This window comes from Salinicoccus sp. Bachu38 (genome assembly GCF_038561955.2).
Taxonomy (GTDB): domain Bacteria; phylum Bacillota; class Bacilli; order Staphylococcales; family Salinicoccaceae; genus Salinicoccus; species Salinicoccus bachuensis.
Window position 1 is genome coordinate 1,290,808 of sequence record NZ_CP138333.2, and the last position, 20,146, is coordinate 1,310,953.

The window sequence follows — 20,146 nt, forward strand, 5'->3', positions numbered from 1 at the left end:
GATGATATATCAGCATAAAGGCGTAATGATCCGGCAGACCAACTACAGCGAGTCCAGCCGGATCATTACCATATTGACAGAGGATGGCACCCAAGTTCCTTTGATGGCAAGAGGGTTCAACAAGACGAAAAGCCCCTTCATCGTCCTGAGGCAGGGGCTGAAGGAAGTGCTGTTCACCTACAACCGCTTCAAGGGAATGGGTACGCTGAACGAAGTGGATGTCATCCAACCGTTCAAGCGGGTGAACGGGGACTTCGTCGTCTACACATATGCGTCCTATATCATGGAACTCATCACCCGGGCGCTTGAGGAGGAGATGCAGCAGGACAGCTTCTACCGTCTCATGATCAAGTCGCTCTCGCTGCTCGAGGCAGAGAGCGAACCGGCCGGAGTGGTCTCGTTCACCGCCATCAAGATGCTGCCGTACTACGGGGGCCAGATCAATGTCGATACGTGTGCAGTCTGCGGGACAACGGACAGGTCCCTGTTCTCCCATTACTCCTTCAATTACCACAGTGTCCTCTGTGGGTGCTGTATCGATGAAGAGACGGCCCACCGTGCGGTGCCCGTCAGCAACCGTGTACTCTACCTGGCTGGTTATATGAAACATACTCCGGTCGACCAGGTGGACTCGATACGGATCTCAAAAGAGAATGCGGCGCTTCTGCTGTCATTCGTCGAGATGATCTACGATGAATATACGGGCGTCTATTTCAAATCGAGGCGCCTGATACAGACATTATAAAAACGGCAAAGTCTCGACTTTGCCGTTTTTGCGTCTAGTATTTTATTTTTTCCTTGAGGAAATCATTCAGTTCATCGATTGCTACGCGTGTCTGTTCCATCGTATCACGGTCCCTGACCGTCACTTTGTTGTCATCGAGGGAATCGAAGTCGAAGGTGATGCAGTATGGTGTGCCGATTTCATCCTGGCGTCTGTAGCGCTTTCCGATGGATTGGGATTCATCGAACTCGACATTGAAATCGCCGGCAATCTTCTCGAACACCTTGATTGCGTCACCGCTCAGCTTTTTCGATAGTGGCAATACCGCCGCCTTGAATGGTGCAAGCTGCGGATGGAATCTGAGCACTGTACGCTTTTCGCCGTTATCGAGCTCCTCTTCGTCATAGGCATCGCACAGGAAGGCAAGGGCGACACGGTCGAGGCCGAGGGAAGGCTCGATGCAATACGGGATGAACTTCTCGCCCGTCTCCTGATCGTGGTATGTGAAGTCTTCATTTGAATGCTCCATGTGCTGACGCAGATCGAAGTCCGTACGGCTCGCAATGCCCCACAGCTCGCCCCAGCCGAATGGGAACTTGTATTCGATATCGGTCGTCGCATTGGAGTAGTGGCTCAGTTCATCATCATCATGATCCCTGAGTCTTGTATTCGCATCCGTCATGTTCAGGTTCTGAAGCCATTTGACGGCGAAATCCTTCCAGTAGTTCTGCCATTCGATTTCCGTACCCGGTTTGCAGAAGAATTCAAGCTCCATCTGGTCGAATTCACGTGTCCTGAACGTGAAGTTGCCTGGTGTGATTTCGTTACGGAACGACTTGCCGACCTGGCCGATGCCAAAGGGCAGCTTCTTGCGCATCGTACGCTGTGCGTTCTTGTAGTTGACGAATATGCCCTGTGCCGTTTCCGGTCTCAGGAAGATTTCATTGGTGGAGGACTCGGTGACGCCCTGGAATGTCTTGAACATCAGGTTAAACTGTCTGATTTCCGTGTAGTCATGCGCACCACAGTTCGGACACTTGATATCACGCTCGTCGATGATATTCTTCATTTCGTCGAAGCTCAGGCCATCGGCAACGAATGAATCATCTTCCTTCTGGATGACGTCTTCAATCAGCTTGTCTGCACGATGACGGGACTTGCACGCCTTGCAGTCGATCATAGGGTCGTTGAAGTTCCCGAGGTGCCCGGAAGCTTCCCATGTCTTTGGATTCATCAGTATTGCCGCATCCAGTCCCACATTGTATGGGGACTCCTGGATGAACTTCTTCCACCAGGCCTGCTTGACATTATTTTTGAGCTCTACGCCGAGCGGGCCGTAGTCCCAAGTATTCGCAAGGCCGCCATATATCTCGCTGCCCGGAAATACAAATCCTCTTGTTTTTGCCAAATTCACAATCGTTTCCATTTCCATTTGATCCGACTCCTTACATTTGAATATTCAGAGTTAAAGATGGGATGGTGGATAAAAATAAACGTCCCCGGATAACATTAATGTTATCCGGGGACGAGCATAGCCCGCGGTTCCACCCCAATTAGTGTAGACACTCCGCTTTTATATCCACTTTTATCTTCAGTATAATATGCCAATTCACTGTTAAGCTCGCACCATCCTTAACTCGCTTCATTCCCATTATATCCACAGTTTGATTTTTGTGCAATCTTTTGTGTATATTTCTTTATTCCGCTGAATGTATTATAATTGGGTATGTTGGGAGTGAGGGCATGGAACTGAATGAGAGACAGGAAAAAATACTCAAAATAGTAAAGCAGCATGGTCCAATCACTGGCAGCAAAATTGCCGAGCAGCTGTCGCTGACACGGGCGACGCTCAGACCGGACCTGGCCATATTGACCATGTCGGGATATCTTGATGCAAGACCCCGGGTCGGCTACTTCTATACCGGCAAGGAGTCGGAGGAAGTAATGACTTCCAAAATCAGGAACATACTTGTCAGCGAAGTCCAGAGTGTGCCGATTCTGATCAAGGAGGATACCTCAATATACGAGGCGGTCGTCAAGATGTTTCTCGAGGATGTCGGCACATTGTATGCCATCGACAATAACAAGGCATTGGCAGGCGTCATTTCACGCAAGGATTTGCTGAGGGGGACGATGGGCTCCAATGATATTGAAAAGACGCCGGTGAGCGTCATTATGACCAGAAAGCCGAACATCACCATCTGCTATCCGAATGACCTTCTTATCTATGCGGCGAACCAGCTGATCGAGAAGCAGATCGATTCCCTTCCTGTCGTCGAGGAGCGGGATGGCATCGACCAGGTGATCGGACGGATCACAAAGACCACCATTACAAGAGTATTTGTTAATCTCATGGAATAAGGAAGTGTTTGAATGTCTAAGATAAAAGTGATCATTGCCTCGGATTCCGTCGGGGAGACCGGCGAACTGGTGGCCAAGGCTTGCCTGTCGCAGTTCAATATCGATGAATCCGATGAAGTGCTGATCCGCTATCCATATATAGAATCGGAGGAGAATGTGGATGATGTCATCGACCTTGCCAAAAGCAAGAATGCCATCGTCGTATTCACAATCATCACCCCTGATCTCAGAAAATATATAAAACAGGAGCTGCAGGCGGAAAATGTCGCCTCGGTGGACATCATGGGACCACTGATGAATGTATTGGAAGGCCGGACTGAGGAGGCGCCATATTACGAGCCGGGACGTGTCCATCGTCTCGATGAGGACTATTTCAAGAAGATCGAGGCGATCGAGTTTGCGGTCAAGTACGATGATGGCAAGGATGCGAGCGGACTCGACAAGGCGGATATCGTCCTGATTGGTGTATCGAGAACGTCCAAGACGCCTCTCTCACAATATCTTGCCCATAAGAAGTACAAGGTGATGAACGTGCCGCTCGTACCCGAGGTCACGCCGCCGAAGGAGCTCTATAATGTGGATCCGAAGAAATGTGTCGGCCTGAAGATCAACCCGACTTCATTGAACAAGATAAGAAAGGAAAGGCTTGCCCAGCTCGGCCTCAAGGATACGGCAAGCTATGCCAATGATCAGAGGATCCAGGAGGAGCTGGATTACTTCAACGAAGTGATCGGAAAAATTGGCTGTCCGGTCATCGATGTATCGGAAAAGGCGATTGAAGAAACCGCAAACGAAATTTTGGATTATGTCGAAGGAAGACTCGACATCAAAGGATGATGTGATTGAGAATACCAGATGAAACAGTAGAAGCAGTTAAACAGGGGACCGACATCACTGAACTTGTTTCCAGTTATATCAAGCTGGAAAAAAGGGGACGGAACTATGTCGGTCTCTGTCCATTCCACAATGAAAAGACGCCTTCTTTCACAGTCAGCCCGGACAAGCAGATATGCCATTGTTTCGGGTGCAAGAAGGGCGGCAATGTCCTGCAGTTCTATATGGAGGTCGAGAACGTCTCGTTTGCTGATGCAGTCCGCAAACTCGGAAAGCCGCTCGGCATCGAGATTGCCGCGACCGAACAAGTTGCCAACGACAGTGAAATGCAGCTCATCAGAATCCATGAATACCTCACCGACCTGTATCATCATATACTGATGCATACAAAAGAGGGCGAGGGCGCCCTCAAGTACCTGGAGGACAGAGGATTTTCGGGGGACATCATACGCAAGGAGAAGATCGGTATAGCGCCGGATATGCGCGACTTTACAAAAAATGCCCTGTCCGATAAAGGGTTCAGCCTGGAGCTCGCCTTCCAGGCCGGGGTCATTTCGCGGAATGAGGAGAACTTCTCCTATTATGACCGGTTCAGCGGCCGGATCATGATTCCGATCAGGAACCACCAGGGATACATTGTCGGCTATACGGCAAGAAGCATGGATGGACGGGAGCCGAAGTACCTGAACACACCGGAGACATCCATATTCCAGAAGCGGCGTCTCCTCTATAATCTGAGCGATGCCCGAAAGGACATCAGGAAGCAGGATGAAGTCATCCTGATGGAAGGCCACCTCGACATCATCAAGGTGAAGATGACGGATGTGAATAATGTCATAGGACTTATGGGGACCGCCCTGAGTGAACAGCATATCCAGGTGCTGAACCGCCTGGCATCCAATGTTACCCTGATGTTCGATGGGGACCAGGCAGGGCAGAATGCCCAGCTTTCCCTCGGTGCCGACCTTCTGGAGGGCGGACTCAACGTATTTATCATCTCCATGCCAAAAGGCATGGATCCTGATGAGTATATAGAAAAATATGGGGCGGAAGTATTCCGGAACCTCGTCAAAAATGAAAAGCGGCATTACATCCACTTCAAAGCCGAGCATCTGCTCGAGGAGAGCATGAATAACGACATGGCCTTCTCGAACAACCTCAAGATGCTTACCGACCACCTCAAACACGTCAAAGACCAGGTGATCAGGGAGCGTCTGATCCAGCATATCAGCCAGCTGTACAAGGTGGATCGCAAGTCAATAGAACAGAATGTCCCGAACCAGGCGCCCCCAACTTCCTCAGGGACAGTGGCCAGACCCAGACAGCTCCCCCTCCGGGAGCGGAAGGAACGCTACCTCCTCCGGGCCCTGATGAAGGACAGGGGTCTATTTTTAAATTTCCGGGACAATATAAGTGAAGAAGTGTTAACCGCACCCCGTTATTATGTTATATTTAAAGGGTTGTGCACATATTTTGACAAACATGATGAATTTGAATTATCATCATTCAGCCAATATATTGAGGGAGAATACTTCAGCACTGCTGTAGAAGTGGAAGAACTGCTCATAAATGCAGATATCACGACCGAAGAAGTAAATGATTATATAGAAGACTTAAGTGGTATTAGGAATAGTGAGAAAGAGAAACAGTCGCTATACCAGCAGCTGCAGGAAGCAGAAAACAGCAATGACATCGAACTCCAGATCAAGTTGGCACAGCAGTTGAATGAGATTAACAGTCGCTATAAAAGGTGAGTGTGAAGTCTGAATAGGAGGGCTTTAAATGGCAGACAAAAACGTAAAGACAACCGATTTAAAAGATGTCGAACTGTTCACATCCGTAGAACAAGTCAAAAATCATCTGGTAGAGAAAGGGAAGACACAAGGTCATCTGTCCCACGAAGAGATCGCTGACAAACTGTCCAGTTTCGAACTCGACGCAGATGCAATGGACGAATTCTTTGATGAAATAAATGAGCACGATATCCAACTTATAAATGAAAAAGATTCAACAGACTCTGATGAAAAACTCAACCTTCACGATATGAGTGCACCTCCTGGAGTTAAAATAAACGACCCCGTAAGGATGTATCTCAAAGAGATCGGCCGGGTGGATCTTCTCAGTGCACAGGAAGAGATAGAACTTGCCAAGAAGATCGAGCAAGGCGACGATGTGGCGAAAAGCCGACTGGCAGAAGCCAACCTCCGTCTCGTTGTCAGCATTGCAAAAAGATACGTCGGTCGCGGCATGCTCTTCCTCGACCTGATCCAGGAAGGCAACATGGGTCTGATCAAAGCGGTCGAGAAGTTCGACTTCTCCAAGGGCTTCAAGTTCTCCACCTATGCCACATGGTGGATCAGACAGGCCATCACACGCGCCATCGCGGACCAGGCGAGGACCATCCGTATTCCGGTCCATATGGTGGAAACGATCAATAAGCTGATTCGGGTCCAGCGTCAGCTCCTCCAGGATCTGGGTCGTGAACCGACACCGGAAGAGATCGGTGAAGAGATGGATCTCCCAGCTGAAAAGGTCAGGGAAATCCTCAAGATTGCACAGGAGCCTGTTTCCCTTGAAACCCCAATCGGGGAAGAGGATGACAGCCATCTTGGAGATTTCATCGAGGACCAGGAAGCACAGAGCCCATCCGATCATGCTGCATATGAATTGCTGAAGGAGCAGCTCGAGGATGTACTCGATACACTCACAGACCGCGAGGAAAATGTTCTCAGACTCCGTTTCGGCCTGGATGATGGCAGGACAAGGACACTTGAGGAAGTGGGCAAAGTATTCGGAGTGACACGCGAACGTATCAGACAGATTGAAGCGAAAGCCCTCAGGAAGCTGAGGCACCCAAGCAGAAGCAAACGTCTCAAAGACTTCATGGATTGATGGCGAACCTGCCCGGTGTAAATTTTTATCGTAAAAATCTTTTGACTTTGCTCGTATTTAATATACAATTATAAATGTGAATATGTTTCTGCAAAGAGATTAGGGAGGTTGTTTTATGAATCGTAATCCGATCGTGCCTTTTATACTTATCATCTTCCTAGGCATCGGGCTTGTATTCCTGCTTTCTTCTCAGGGCGCCAACCAGGAAGAGGAAGGCGGAGGAGAAGAGACAGCTAGCGAAGAAGGTGGAGAAGGCGGAGGCGAAAGCGGAGGAGAAGCTTCTTCCGGGGATTTTGACGCTGAAGGATTTGCACGTGACAATTGTGCATCCTGTCACGGACAGGACTTCTCAGGCGGTATGGGACCTGCACTGGCGGGCACCGGTCTTTCTGAAGAAGAATTCAGTACTACAGTAAGGGAAGGTCCAGGATCCATGCCTGCATTCAGCCAGGATCAGATCGCAGATGAAGACCTGTCTACGCTGTACCAGTTCTTCTCAGAACAATAATTTGTTGATTATGGACTTCCACACATCGTGTGGGAGTCTTTATTTATATCATATGGAGGAAATGCAATGCTAGATGCAAGATTACAGAAAGTTTCAGAATTCATCATCGGGGAAAAGCTTCTGGATATCGGTTCCGACCATGCGTACCTTCCCATAGAGGCGATCAGGAACGGTGCAGCCAAGCAGGCGATATGCGGGGAAATCGTCAAGGGGCCCTTCGACTCCACTGTGAACAATATCAGAAGGGAGGGCATGGAGGACAGTATCGAAGCACGATTCGGTTCAGGATTGGAAGTGATCTCACCGGATGATGCGGTGGATACTGTCACCATCTGCGGCATGGGTGGACCGCTCATTGCTGAAATACTCGAAGATGGTCTCCATAATCTCGGCGGACAGCCTCGTCTGGTGCTTCAGGCAAATACGTATACCTACCCGATACGGAAAGTACTTGCAGAATCCAACTATCGCATCATCGATGAAACAGTGGTCCGTGACGGCCGTCATTTCTATGAGATCATCGTCGCTGAAGCGGGAGAATCCGGTTATGATGAAAAGCAGCTGGTTTTCGGCCCGGTTCTCCTTGAAAAAAAGGAACAGGCGTTTATTGAAAAGCTGGAAAGGGAACTGGAACATCAGCAGAACATTTATAATAACCTGAAGAAGAATTCTTCGAATAATGAAAAAATCAATGAAGTTGCAAATACAATCAATGCATTGAAAGAGGTGCTCGAACAGTGAAGATCAAAGAACTGATGGGAATCCTTGATGGAATCGCCCCTTTCAAGGACAGCGAGAAATGGGATAACACCGGGCTGCTGGTGGGGGATATGGAAGATGATGCCAAAGGCATTCTGACAACCCTTGACTGCTCCCACGAGACGGTGGAAGAGGCAGTGGAAAAGGGGACAAATGTCATCATTGCCCATCACCCACTGATTTTCCCGAAAGTTTCAAATGTCACGGAGACAGGCGTCGGCGGCATCATCAGACAGCTGATCCGCAATGACATCAACCTCATCGCCATGCACACGAACCTTGACCATCAGCCGCATGGCGTCAGCCATATGATTGCAGAAGTGCTCGGATATGATCATACGGAAATATTGATCAAGCATGAGTACTTCTACAAGAAGCTCAGGATCAATGTACCTGAAGAGGATGTCGATCAGTTGAAGCAGGACCTCTCGGATGCAGGCGTCGGCAATCAGGGCGACTACTCAGAATGCTTCTTCGAATATCCGGTGAAAGGTCAGTTCAGACCGAATGACGAGGCGAACCCGCATATAGGCACCCAAGGGGAACTGGAACACGTGGATGAATATATTGTGGAAGCGATATTCGAAGCAGCACATGAGCAGCAGGTGATCGATGCACTGATCGAGGCCCACCCCTATGAGGAGCCGGCATACGATGTGCTCACCCTAAAGAAGCCGAGTGATAAAGGGCTTGGCGTCAAGTTCGACTATGAGGGTTCGATTGAATCCCTGGTCGGCCTGATCAGGGAGCGGACCGGCCACGGCATCGTCAATGTAGTCAACGCCAACTCCGGAAGCATAAACAAGGTGGGCATCATCGGCGGTTCCGGCATGAGCTACATCGATGAAGCATTCTCACAGGGAGTAGACGTGCTCATCACTGGAGATGTCAAATACCATGAAGCCTACGATGCGAAACTTGCCGGCAGGAACATCATCGATGTCGGCCACTACATGGAAGTGTTCATGGCAGAAGGCCTGAAGCATCTCGTGGAAGCGCATGTCGAACTGGATGTCCATGCAACCGGAGTGTCCACCAATCCTTTCGGATAAAAAAACCATCGAAGCATTATGCTTCGATGGTTTTTCTGCTATTCCATGATCTTTACAGGCTTCGCCTTCTTGATCTTTGGCAGTATCTTGTTTTTTGGTACTGTAGACACCGGTTCGGACCGGTTTTCCTTGTCATACTCCTTGATGTAGTCAATAACTTCCTTGACGATCGGCGTCGGTGTGGAGGCGCCTGCTGTAATGGCAACGCTGTCTATGTCCTCGAGCCATTCCGTCTTCAGTTCACTCAAGGAGCTGATCCGGTGGGCGTTTGTATGCGCGATCTCTTTTGAAACCTGGGCCAGACGGTTGGAGTTGTTGCTTTTAGGGTCTCCGACGACAATCAGGAGATCGGCTTCCTGCGCCTGTTCGGCGACCGCTTCCTGACGGACCTGTGTGGCCAGACAGATTTCCTTGTGCACTTCGATGTGCGGATACTGTACTTTCAGCTGATCCATGAGATGGCCGACATCCCATTGGCTCATTGTCGTCTGATTGGTGACGATGAGTTTCTTGTTGGCCAGGTCCCCAGGCAGCGCTTTGACTTCGTCGATCGTTTCGACGAGATGGACGTGGTCCGGTGAAACGCCAACAGCGCCTTCCGGCTCCGGGTGGCCCTTCTTGCCGATATAGACGACGTCATACCCCTCGCGTGTCCGCTCACGGATGAGCTGGTGGGTCACTTCAACATCCGGGCATGTGGCATCGATGCATGTCAGGCCTTTTTCTTTTGCACGCTGCTTGACTTGCGGGGAGACGCCGTGTGCGGTAAAGATCACCGTACCCTCATTGATCCCTTCCAGTATTTCAAGTCTATTGGCACCATCCAGTGTGACGATGCCGTCTTCTTCAAATGCATCCGTCACATGCTTATTGTGGACGATCATGCCGAGAATATATATTGGGCGGGGCAGTGTCTTGTCCATAGACGCATTCCTCGCAATCACCATTGCATCTACAACGCCATAACAATACCCGCGTGGGCTTATCTTAATAATATCCATGAAGTATATTCCTCCCTTAATGTCATTATAACCAAAAGACGCATGTTTTTAAATCATCATGTAGTATGAATGATGTATAGCCTAACATCTTCATTTCAGTTATAATGTAACCTGAGTTCCAATAAAGAAAACAGGTGAAACAATGAGTAACGCATTCAAAAGATTCAGGTTCAGCGAACAGATGCTGAATGCAATCGAAAGTATAAATTTTTCCCATCCGACCCTTGTACAGGAGCGTGTCATTCCGAAAGTCCTTAAAAAGGAGAACGTCGTGGCACAGTCTGAGACGGGCAGCGGCAAATCACACGCATTCCTCCTCCCAATCATACACGAAATCAACACGGAGGATACCCATACACAGGCTGTCATCCTGGCACCTACAAGGGAACTGGCCAAGCAGCTGCACCAGATGACACTTGAAGTATTGAGGTCCTTTCCTGAAATCAGGGCTGCCGCTTTCATCGGCGGCACGGATATCGAGCGGGATGTCCAAAAGGCATCCAAGTCTCCCCACATTGTAATCGGTACGCCGACAAGAATCAAAGATTTGAGGGACAAGGGCGGCCTCAATCTCCATTCTGTCGAAAGACTGGTCATCGACGAAGCCGACCTGATGATCGATCTCGGTTTCCTCGAGCAGATCGACAGCATCTCATCGACGGTCAGCGATTCCTCACAGTTCCTCGTCTTCTCGGCGACCATACCGGAAGCGCTCCGTATCTTCCTCAGGAAGTACATCGGAGAAACTGAAATCATCATCATCGATCAGCCGAGGAACAAGGCGTCCATCCATTACAGCCTGGTGCCTGTGAAAGGGGATGACAAGTCAGCCAAAGTACTGGCGCTGACACAGAACATCACGCCATACATCGGCCTGATATTTGCCAATTCCAAAGAACGTGCGGATGAACTCTTCGAATATCTCAACAGCAACGGCGTCAATGTCGGGCTCTTCCACGGGGGGCTCAAGCCGAGGGAGCGCACCAAGGAGATCAAGAAGATCCGTGAACTTGAATATGTATGGGTGGTCGCAAGCGACCTCGCGTCCCGCGGACTGGATATCGACGGGGCCTCCCATGTCATCAACTATGACATCCCGAAGGACATCGAATTCTTCACACACCGCGTCGGACGTGTGGGCAGGGGCGCCTATACAGGCACAGCAGTCACCCTCTATACGCCGGATGAGGAATACCTCGTCAATGCGCTGGAGGCCAAAGGCTATCAGTTCATCCATGAGGACATCAAAAAGGGCGAACTCGTCGAAATAAAATCAAGAACCGAACGGGCAAAGCGGAAACGGAAGGATTCGCACCTCGAGAACCAACTCTCACACAGGGTGAAGAAACCGAAGAAAGTCAAGCCGGGCTACAGGAAGAAAATGAAGCACGAACTCAACACCCTGAAGCAGCAGGAGCGGATGAAGCACTCGAAAAGCAGAAAGAAAAAAAGATAGGAAATCAGAAAGGTGAATGAAATGCTTATAGGATCACACGTTTCAATGAGCGGCAAGAAAATGCTGGAGGCGGCAAGCATCAGCGCCAAAAGCTATGGAGCAAACACATTCATGATCTATACAGGTGCACCGCAGAACACGAGAAGGAAGAAGATCGAAGATCTGAACATAGAGGCCGGCAAACGGCATATGGCGGATCATGGCATGTCCAATATTGTCGTCCATGCACCTTACATCATCAATATTGCCAATTCCGAACGTGAAGGTGTATTTGAACACGGTGTGGAATTCCTGCAGGAGGAGATTGTTCGGACAGAGCACCTGGGCAGCAACCAGATCGTCCTCCACCCCGGAAGCCATGTTGGTACAGGTGCAGAACGTGGAATCAGGTCGATCATCGAGGGGCTCAATGAAGTGCTGACGAATGACAATGATGTTCAGATCGCCCTCGAGACGATGGCGGGCAAAGGCTCTGAAGTCGGCCGCACATTCGAAGAGATTGCACAGATCATCGATGGCGTGACGAACAATGAAAGGTTGAGTGTATGCTTCGATACATGCCACGTGCATGATGCAGGCTATGATATCGTCAATGATTTTGATGGTGTACTTGATGAGTTCGACCGCATCATCGGCAAGGACCGCATAAAAGTCCTTCATATCAACGACTCCAAAAATGAACGGGGCGCCCACAAGGACCGCCACGAGAATATCGGCTTCGGCCATATCGGTTTCGACGCCCTTTCATATGTCATCAATCATCCCGATTTCGAGGAAATACCAAAAATACTTGAGACACCATTTGTCGGACCGGATAAGAAGAACAGGGTTGCCCCTTATGCACATGAGATCGAAATGATCAGAAGCGGCAGCTTCAATCCTTCACTTAAAGAGGAAATCAATCCGATGATGGCAGGAGTACAGGAGTAATATGGACAAAAACAGGATGGCCACGGCCGTCCTGTTTTTATTTCGTAATCATTCCTATTTACAAATCGTAATCATTCCTTTATAATACTGTAATGATTAAAAATAAAGGAGTCATCGAGATGGAGCATCCGATATTCGAACTGAACAACATCTCCTATATCTATAGGGACAAGATGGAAACGACACCGGCATTGAAAGATATCAACCTCAGTGTCCATAAGGGCGATTTTGTCGCACTTGTGGGGCCGAACGGCTCCGGCAAGACCACCCTGATCAAACTGATCCTCGGTGTCCTCAAACTGCAGAGCGGGGAAATATACATCAATGGCAACAGTCTGCGCAATTTCCATGCGTGGCAGGAAGTCGGCTATGTCTCCCAGAAATCCAACAGCTTCTCAAAAGGTTTTCCGGCAACGGTCAGCGAAGTTGTACTCAGCGGTTTGACGAAGGCGAAAGGCCTGTTCAGACGATTCGGCAGGGAAGACTACAGAAAGCTCGATGAAGTGCTGAGTCTGCTCAATATCAGCCATCTGAAGAATAAGAACATCTCCCTCCTGTCCGGCGGACAGACCCAGCGTGTCTTCATCGCGCGGGCACTGATCAACAATCCGAGCATCCTAGTTCTTGATGAACCGACTGTCGGTATCGATGCAAAGCATGTCAAGGAGTTCTATGATGTACTGTTCAGGCTCAAGGAGCAGTCCGTGACCATCCTCCTTGTGACCCACGACATCGGCGTAGTCGTCGATCATGCAGATGAAGTTGCCTGTCTGAATGAGCATCTGCATTTCCATGGCACCAACCATGAATTCAAGAATCTTGGCGAAGCGGAACTGTCCAAAATATATGGTTTCCCGCTGCAGCTCGTCTCCCACGATCACGAAAGGGCGTGCTGTGAATGATTCAGGCACTGCTAGAATACGACTTCATCCGCTATTCATTCATCAGTGGTCTGGTCGCCGGCCTGATTGCCCCCCTGATCGGCACTTTCATCGTCATCAGAAGGCTGTCATTGATTGCGGATGCACTCAGCCACGTCACTCTGGGCGGCATTACATTTGGAGTCTATCTGTCATCGCTGATCGGAATGACCATCAATCCACTTATTACAGGCATCATCTTCTCCATTCTCGGTGCTCTTGGCATCGAGCGTCTGCGCACGGTCTACAGACATTATCAGGAACTTGCCATACCGATCATCATGAGCTTCGGGGTGGCTCTCAGTGTACTGTTCCTGTCGCTCGCTGACGGATTCAACCAGGACCTGTTCGGATACCTCTTTGGAAGTATCAGCGCAGTAAGCAGTATCGACCTGATTCTGATCTCCGTCATCGGCATCATTGTCCTCATCTTCATCTATCTGCTGTACAAGGAGATGTTCCTTGTCTCCTTCGATGAAGAGTATGCGAATGTCATGAACATCAACAAATGGATCCACTTCATGTTCATCATCGTCGTGGCTCTCGTCATCAGTGCTTCAATGCGGATCGTCGGCATACTGCTTGTCAGTGCCCTGATGACGTTGCCGGTGGCGTCAGCGATGCGCGTCACCTCGAGCTTCCGGCAGCTGATGATCATGAGTGTCATATTCGGTGAATTCGCGGTCATCGCCGGACTGTTCATGAGTTTCCACCTCGACATATCCCCAGGGGGGACGATCGTACTCGTTTCGCTGGCCATTCTGGCGGCGACCATAATTCTCGACCGTATAGGAGTGAAAAGACGTGGAGAACCAATTGACTCAGTATAAAGAGAGACTCCAAGAAAACAAACTTAAGATTACACAGAAAAGAATGCGCATGATCGAGCTGTTTCTGGATGAAGACAGATATTTGAGCGCCAAGGATGTCCAGGAGCTGCTGAACGCAGACTATCCCGGCATCAGCTATGATACGATATACCGTAATCTGTATACACTGAAGGACATAGAAGTCCTTGAACAGACCACCCTGTCCGGTGAGATGCACTACAAGATTTCATGCACGACGCATCACCATCATCATTTCATATGTGATGAATGCGGCGACACGAAAGTCATCCACTACTGTCCGGTCGAAACATGGCAGGATGAACTGGATGATGTTGAAATAAAGAACCATAAAGTAGAGCTCTACGGTCTGTGTGGAGCATGCAGGAGAGCCAGGATCTCATAGATCCTGGTTTTTTATGTTGACTATATTGTATATATCGTATATATTATATATACACAATATATACGGAGGTGAAGCGCTTGGACATAAAAATTTCAAATCAAAGTGAGGTCCCGATATATGAGCAGCTGAAGAATGAAATCATACACCTTATCATGACCGGGGCATTGAGGCCGGGAGATCCTTTATTGTCGATGCGCAGGCTGGCCAAGGAACTGAGCATCAGCATCATCACGACAAAAAGGGCATATCAGGACCTCGAAGCCGCTGGATATGTATATTCAGTTGTCGGGAAGGGCACATTCGTCAGTGAACAGAATAACGAAAACAGAAGGGAACAGATACTGGTCGAAATTGAAAAGAAATTGGAAGACCTGCTTTCTACAGCGAAAAAAATCGATCTGTCCACCAGGGAACTGGTGGAGATGATGAAAGTGATGGAGGAGGATCAATGATGAATGCTGTTACTGTCGCCGGATTGGAAAAGGATATGGGACGATTCAGATTGAAGGATATCAACCTCAATATCAGAAAAGGCTATATCACCGGTCTGATTGGTGAGAATGGGTCAGGGAAATCCACACTGATCCATCATATGCTGGTATTGAAGAAGCAGGACGGGGGACGGATCAGCATATTGGATAAGGATCTTGAAAAGGAAAGGGAGGAGCTGCTGAACCGTATCGGGCTGGTATTTGCCGAAGACCGTTTTCCCCAGAACATCAATCCAAAGAGACTCAATGGACTTTTGACTGTCTACTATGATCATTGGCATGCTGATACGTTCTTTGCATATCTGGAAAGGTTCAACGTGGACGCCACAAGCAAAATCAAATTCCTGTCCACAGGGGAAAAAGTGAAACTTTCCATTGCAATCGCCTTGAGCCACGATGCTGAGCTGCTGATTTTGGACGAACCGACTTCGAACCTCGATCCGACCTTCAGGATGGAACTGCTGAATATCCTGCAGACACTCATGACGGACGAAGATGTCACGATACTCTTCAGCACGCATATCACTACAGATCTTGAGAAGATCGCCGACTATATCGTAATGATCGATGATGGGGAAGTACTGTTCGACATGGAGAAGGATGTACTCTTCGAGTCCTACAGGAAAGTGAAGGGAGACCGTAAGATCATCGATGATGCAGGTGAACTGCTGATCGGCACAACCATAAACGCACTCGGATTTGAAGCGATGACAAGAGAGCCTCAGGCACTCGTGGAACTTTATGGAAGAAAGGTATTGATTGAAAATCTGACGCTGGACGAAATGATGTACTTCATAAAAAGGGAGAAGGGAGAGACGATCAATGGGTAAACAGCTCTACCTGAACCTGTTCCAGTCAAAATGGATATGGTATCTGGGTATTTTCACGATCCTCCTCAACCTGCTCATGGCACTGTCATTATCGGATTACAGGGGAAGCCTGATGCCATTCATCAATGTAATCAATGGCATTGCAGTGGTCTATACTACCTCCGCATACCTGAACATCCACTATATGCTGAAGTCGGATGACAACCACTACTTCTATTTCACTCTCCCCAACACCAAAAGGAACATCATCAGGGGAGACTATATCTACTATATGGTTATGATGGCTCTGACTGCCGCCATATTCGGCAGCTACATGATGATCATTCAGGAAACGTATTATCTATATGGCTTCATGATGCTGATGGGTGTGAGCCTGATAGTGATGAGCCTGTACTATTTTGGATATGGGAAGTATTGGCTGCGGTATCTGTCCACCGGATATTTCATTTATGGTGTGCCCATGCTGATGACGTATCTGTTCCACTTCATGCCCCTGATCAATGTCAACCAGCTCGAACGGGAACTGCCGGGAATGGATTTCTACCTTTATCATCTGCCGGCCTATATGCTTGCCGCAGGCATTGCACTGTTCTTCATCAGTTATGCAATCAACCTGCGCAATATTACAAAACACGATATGGTGTAGAATGACCCGAACTTCTCCGGAGGTTCGGGCATTTTTGGCATCTTCATTGCTGATGGAACATATCTCAACCAGTTATTTTACACTTCTTTGCTCCGGCAGTATGATGAATATAAATAGATGGAAGCATCCCGGGGATGGGCTGCCTTTCCTGAAGGGGAGAGATATTATGGAGAAACATTATGATGTAATCATTGTCGGTGCAGGTTCGATGGGCATGGCTGCGGGGTACTACCTGTCCAAAAAGGGGATCCGGACACTCATGATCGATGCTTTCGATCCACCGCATGCGAACGGTAGCCATAGCGGGGACACACGACTGATAAGGCATGCCTGCGGGGAGGGCTTCGATTATATTCCTCTTGCCATGCGCGCACAGGAGCTATGGGATGACCTCCAGAAGGAGACATCGGAAACGATATTCCGCAAAACGGGTGTTCTGACATATGGCCCTCCACAGTCAGAGTTTGTAGGCAGGGCCATTGAAGGGGGGCGGGCATATGACCTGAATATCGAAACCCTTTCCGCCGATGAGATCAATGAACGCTGGACCGGCATCTCTATCGATGATGACCATATCGGATGCTATGAACCGGATGCCGGAGTGCTGTTCAGCGAAAACTGCATCCGTACATTCCGCCGGCTGGCGCTCGAAAACGGTGCAGAACTCAAAGTGAATTCACCGGTGCAGGAAATAGAAGTGCATGAAAATTCCGCCAGAGTGTCTACTCGCGATGCATCATATACTTCAGACAAACTGATCATCAGCGGCGGTGCGTGGAACAAGAGAATACTGGATGATCTGGGATTGAATCTCAGACTCACACCGAGCCGTCGGGCGATCACCTGGTTCAACTCGGATGACGCCCTGTACAGATCGGACACCTTCCCCGGATTCTTTGCCGACCTGGCGGACAGTGTATACTATGGGTTCCCCTGCATCGATGGGGCCGGACTCAAAATCGGCCGTTATGACAATGGGGATGATATGGCTCCGGAATACATGAACAGGGAATTCGGCGCTTATGACAAGGATGAAGGCGATCTGAGACATTTCCTGGATGACCAGATGAAGGAAGCGAACGGCAAGCTGAATGTCGGAAAAGTATGCATATTTACGAATACGCCGGATGAACACTTCATCATCGACAAGCATCCGGAACATCCGCATGTTGCCATTGCCGCCGGTTTTTCCGGTCATGGCTACAAGTTCTCAAGTGCAGTCGGTGAGATTCTGGGCGACCTTGTCACTGAAGGCCGGTCACAACTCGATATATCATTATTTTCAGCAACGCGACCGTCACTCCAGCCACAGAGGACAGAGAAACTCTGAAGGAGTCTATTAAAAGAACATTAATATCTGAATATTTTAAATTCCATTGCCCTCCATCTGAAATCGCATGTATAATGGTTTAAAAATCACCTGAAACAATCGTGGGAGGGGGAACAGGATGGAACTCAAGGATCTGCGGATTTTCCAGAGCGTTGCCGGGGCTGGCAGTATCAGCAGGGGGGCAAAGGCATTGAACTTCGTCCAGTCCCATGTGACGGCACGGATCAAAGCAATGGAAATCGAACTGGATACTAAGCTGTTCCTCCGCCACAGCAGGGGGACGACCCTCACAGCTGAAGGCCGGAAGCTTGAAGTCTATGCCCGTCAAATCCTGAGTCTGATGGATGATATGGAAAAAGATTTCAGCGATAACGACAGTCCTTCCGGCAGCCTCAATATCGGAACGGTGGAAACAATCGTGAAGCTGCCGGATATCCTTTCCATGTTCCAGCGTCACTATGGCGGAGTCAGCCTGTCCCTTACTTCAGATGTCACGGCAAATATTACTGCCCAAATACTCGACAGGCAACTGGATGGTGCATTTGTCGCAGATTTCGAGCCGAATCCAAAAATCAGCAGAATAGAGATCTTCCGGGAGACGCTCACCCTTGTTTCAAGTGAGCCCGAAATCAGCTTGGATGATCTGAAAAGGAAACCGATGCTCGTCTTCAAGAAGGGATGCAGTTATCGTGAAAACTTGGAGAGATGGCTGATGGACGAAGGGGTGATGCACGCGAAAGTGATGGAATTTGGCACACTCGAGACGATCATCGGAAGTATCCGGTCCGGCCTCGGCATCAGTCTCGTTCCGAAATCCACCATCCAGCCACTCATCCAATCAGGAGAGGTCCATGTCCACGATATCCCAGAGGAATACAGCAATATCTCGACGGATTTCATCTGGAACAAGGAGGCCTACCTTACCCGCACAATGGACAAATTCATCCAGACCGTGCAGGCCTTCAAGGTGCAGGAGGAAAGAGGAAGGGTGTAAAACGTAGGAATCCCCCGCAGCCCATTGGACTGCGAGGGATTCCTTTCTGTATTATCTGTTTGCTGTTTCCTCTTTTTCCTTGCGTTCCTTCTCGTAATGCTGTTCCGCAAGTATGTCGATTTCCTTCTTCAATTCATCGACCATCGTCTCTTCCGGCACTTTCCTGACCGTCTTGCCGTGCATAAATAGAAGGCCTTCTCCACGGGCACCGGCAATCCCGATATCCGCTTCACGTGCTTCGCCTGGTCCGTTTACTGCACAGCCAAGCACTGCAACTTTCAGCGGCGCCTTGATTGTGGAAATGTATTCCTCGACTTCGTTCGCTATCGCAATCAGATCGATTTCAATACGTCCGCATGTCGGACAGGCGATGAGCGTGGCTGCATTGCTTGCCAGCCCGTAGCTTTTCAGCAGTTCCTTCGCAACTTTCACTTCTTCGACCGGATCCGCAGAGAGCGAAATCCTCATCGTATTGCCGATGCCTTTTGAAATGATGGCTCCAAGTCCGGCAGCGCTTTTGACGGTACCGGCGAACAGGGTGCCACTTTCGGTGATGCCGAGGTGGAGCGGGTAGTCGAATGCTTTTGCAGCCTTTTCATAGGCTTCTATTGCAAGGTTCACATCAGATGCTTTCATCGATACGATGATATCGTGGAAATCAAGTTCTTCCAGAATCTTGATGTGGTGCAGGGCACTCTCCACCATGCCATCTGCAGTAGGGTAGCCGTATTTCTTGATGATGTGTCTTTCCAGGCTACCGGCATTGACGCCGATGCGGATCGGGATGCCTTTTGCCTTGCATGCTTCAACCACCGCTTCGACTTTCTCACGTTTACCAATGTTGCCCGGGTTGATACGGATCTTGTCAGCACCGCCTTCGACAGCGAGCAGGGCAAGTTTATAGTCAAAATGGATGTCCACGACGAGTGGAATGTTGATCTGCTTCTTTATTTCTGGAATAGCCAGTGCATCTTCTTCTTTAGGACACGCGACACGTACAATCTGGCATCCTGCTTCTTCCAGACGATGAATCTCTTTTACCGTCGCTTCGACATCATGAGTTTTCGTTGTCGTCATGCTCTGGATGATGATCTGGTCGGCGCCGCCGATGGTCACATCGCCGACCTTGACAGGTCTTGTATTGGTACGGTGTGTAATTTGAGACATAACCAAGCTCCTCATATT

General features: G+C 49.1%; 21 protein-coding genes. 18 read left to right on the forward strand and 3 right to left on the reverse strand.

Annotated features, from left to right (window positions below):
* The first annotated feature begins 1 nt into the window (after position 1).
* Positions 2 to 745, forward strand: coding sequence for a DNA repair protein RecO (recO, locus tag RQP18_RS06440; protein ID WP_342389332.1), 744 nt, complete (start codon positions 2 to 4; stop codon positions 743 to 745).
* 34 nt (positions 746 to 779) lie between these two features.
* Here recO and RQP18_RS06445 read toward each other — a convergent pair whose 3' ends face one another.
* A complete protein-coding gene (locus RQP18_RS06445; RefSeq protein WP_342389333.1) occupies positions 780 to 2,156 on the reverse strand; it encodes a glycine--tRNA ligase in 1,377 nt (458 codons plus the stop codon).
* Positions 2,157 to 2,467: 311 nt separating this feature from the next.
* Between RQP18_RS06445 and RQP18_RS06450 the strand changes: the two genes are divergently transcribed.
* From RQP18_RS06450 to RQP18_RS06480, 7 genes are all read left to right on the forward strand, one after another.
* Positions 2,468 to 3,085, forward strand: a complete 618-nt coding sequence (locus RQP18_RS06450) for a helix-turn-helix transcriptional regulator (protein ID WP_342389334.1) — start codon at positions 2,468 to 2,470, stop codon at positions 3,083 to 3,085.
* A gap of 12 nt (positions 3,086 to 3,097) precedes the next feature.
* Complete coding sequence (locus RQP18_RS06455; RefSeq protein WP_342389335.1) at positions 3,098 to 3,922, forward strand: pyruvate, water dikinase regulatory protein; 825 nt, start codon at positions 3,098 to 3,100, stop codon at positions 3,920 to 3,922.
* A gap of 5 nt (positions 3,923 to 3,927) precedes the next feature.
* Positions 3,928 to 5,673: a DNA primase gene (dnaG, locus tag RQP18_RS06460; RefSeq protein WP_342389336.1), complete on the forward strand. Its 1,746-nt coding sequence runs from the start codon at positions 3,928 to 3,930 to the stop codon at positions 5,671 to 5,673.
* A gap of 28 nt (positions 5,674 to 5,701) precedes the next feature.
* The gene (gene rpoD, locus RQP18_RS06465; protein ID WP_342389337.1) at positions 5,702 to 6,811 is read left to right on the forward strand and encodes an RNA polymerase sigma factor RpoD; all 1,110 of its coding nucleotides are present in this window, start codon (positions 5,702 to 5,704) and stop codon (positions 6,809 to 6,811) included.
* Between the two features lie 115 nt (positions 6,812 to 6,926).
* The gene (locus RQP18_RS06470; RefSeq protein ID WP_342389338.1) at positions 6,927 to 7,319 is read left to right on the forward strand and encodes a c-type cytochrome; all 393 of its coding nucleotides are present in this window, start codon (positions 6,927 to 6,929) and stop codon (positions 7,317 to 7,319) included.
* Positions 7,320 to 7,385: 66 nt separating this feature from the next.
* A complete protein-coding gene (locus RQP18_RS06475; protein ID WP_342389339.1) occupies positions 7,386 to 8,060 on the forward strand; it encodes a tRNA (adenine(22)-N(1))-methyltransferase in 675 nt (224 codons plus the stop codon).
* Positions 8,057 to 9,130: a Nif3-like dinuclear metal center hexameric protein gene (locus RQP18_RS06480; protein WP_342389340.1), complete on the forward strand. Its 1,074-nt coding sequence runs from the start codon at positions 8,057 to 8,059 to the stop codon at positions 9,128 to 9,130. The genes RQP18_RS06475 and RQP18_RS06480 overlap by 4 nt, the downstream gene beginning before the upstream one ends.
* Positions 9,131 to 9,168: 38 nt before the next feature.
* Here RQP18_RS06480 and RQP18_RS06485 read toward each other — a convergent pair whose 3' ends face one another.
* Positions 9,169 to 10,131, reverse strand: coding sequence for a 4-hydroxy-3-methylbut-2-enyl diphosphate reductase (locus RQP18_RS06485; protein WP_342389341.1), 963 nt, complete (start codon positions 10,129 to 10,131; stop codon positions 9,169 to 9,171).
* Between the two features lie 142 nt (positions 10,132 to 10,273).
* On the opposite strand from RQP18_RS06485, the gene RQP18_RS06490 reads away from it, so the two are divergent.
* The 10 genes from RQP18_RS06490 to RQP18_RS06535 all read left to right on the forward strand — a co-directional run bounded on the left by RQP18_RS06490 (position 10,274) and on the right by RQP18_RS06535 (position 18,961).
* Positions 10,274 to 11,587, forward strand: coding sequence for a DEAD/DEAH box helicase (locus RQP18_RS06490; protein WP_342389342.1), 1,314 nt, complete (start codon positions 10,274 to 10,276; stop codon positions 11,585 to 11,587).
* A 21-nt stretch (positions 11,588 to 11,608) separates the two neighbouring features.
* On the forward strand, positions 11,609 to 12,517 hold the full coding sequence (locus tag RQP18_RS06495; protein ID WP_342389343.1) for a deoxyribonuclease IV: 909 nt from the start codon (positions 11,609 to 11,611) through the stop codon (positions 12,515 to 12,517).
* 119 nt (positions 12,518 to 12,636) lie between these two features.
* Entirely contained in the window at positions 12,637 to 13,419 is a 783-nt protein-coding gene (locus RQP18_RS06500) for a metal ABC transporter ATP-binding protein (protein WP_342389344.1), read from the forward strand.
* Positions 13,416 to 14,267: a metal ABC transporter permease gene (locus tag RQP18_RS06505; RefSeq protein WP_342389345.1), complete on the forward strand. Its 852-nt coding sequence runs from the start codon at positions 13,416 to 13,418 to the stop codon at positions 14,265 to 14,267. The genes RQP18_RS06500 and RQP18_RS06505 overlap by 4 nt, the downstream gene beginning before the upstream one ends.
* Positions 14,254 to 14,670: a Fur family transcriptional regulator gene (locus tag RQP18_RS06510; RefSeq protein WP_373446150.1), complete on the forward strand. Its 417-nt coding sequence runs from the start codon at positions 14,254 to 14,256 to the stop codon at positions 14,668 to 14,670. Before RQP18_RS06505 ends, RQP18_RS06510 begins: the two co-directional genes overlap by 14 nt.
* A 68-nt stretch (positions 14,671 to 14,738) precedes the next feature.
* Entirely contained in the window at positions 14,739 to 15,122 is a 384-nt protein-coding gene (locus tag RQP18_RS06515; RefSeq protein ID WP_342389347.1) for a GntR family transcriptional regulator, read from the forward strand.
* On the forward strand, positions 15,119 to 15,991 hold the full coding sequence (locus RQP18_RS06520) for an ABC transporter ATP-binding protein (protein WP_373446151.1): 873 nt from the start codon (positions 15,119 to 15,121) through the stop codon (positions 15,989 to 15,991). Before RQP18_RS06515 ends, RQP18_RS06520 begins: the two co-directional genes overlap by 4 nt.
* Positions 15,984 to 16,637 (forward strand): hypothetical protein, encoded by a 654-nt coding sequence (locus RQP18_RS06525; RefSeq protein WP_342389349.1) that lies wholly within the window; start codon positions 15,984 to 15,986, stop codon positions 16,635 to 16,637. The genes RQP18_RS06520 and RQP18_RS06525 overlap by 8 nt, the downstream gene beginning before the upstream one ends.
* A 166-nt stretch (positions 16,638 to 16,803) precedes the next feature.
* Positions 16,804 to 17,967: an N-methyl-L-tryptophan oxidase gene (gene solA, locus RQP18_RS06530; protein ID WP_342389350.1), complete on the forward strand. Its 1,164-nt coding sequence runs from the start codon at positions 16,804 to 16,806 to the stop codon at positions 17,965 to 17,967.
* A gap of 118 nt (positions 17,968 to 18,085) precedes the next feature.
* On the forward strand, positions 18,086 to 18,961 hold the full coding sequence (locus RQP18_RS06535) for a LysR family transcriptional regulator (RefSeq protein ID WP_342389351.1): 876 nt from the start codon (positions 18,086 to 18,088) through the stop codon (positions 18,959 to 18,961).
* A gap of 51 nt (positions 18,962 to 19,012) precedes the next feature.
* On the opposite strand, the gene ispG is transcribed toward RQP18_RS06535, so the two are convergent.
* Positions 19,013 to 20,128: a flavodoxin-dependent (E)-4-hydroxy-3-methylbut-2-enyl-diphosphate synthase gene (gene ispG / locus RQP18_RS06540; RefSeq protein ID WP_373445984.1), complete on the reverse strand. Its 1,116-nt coding sequence runs from the start codon at positions 20,126 to 20,128 to the stop codon at positions 19,013 to 19,015.
* Between the last annotated feature and the right edge of the window lie 18 nt (positions 20,129 to 20,146).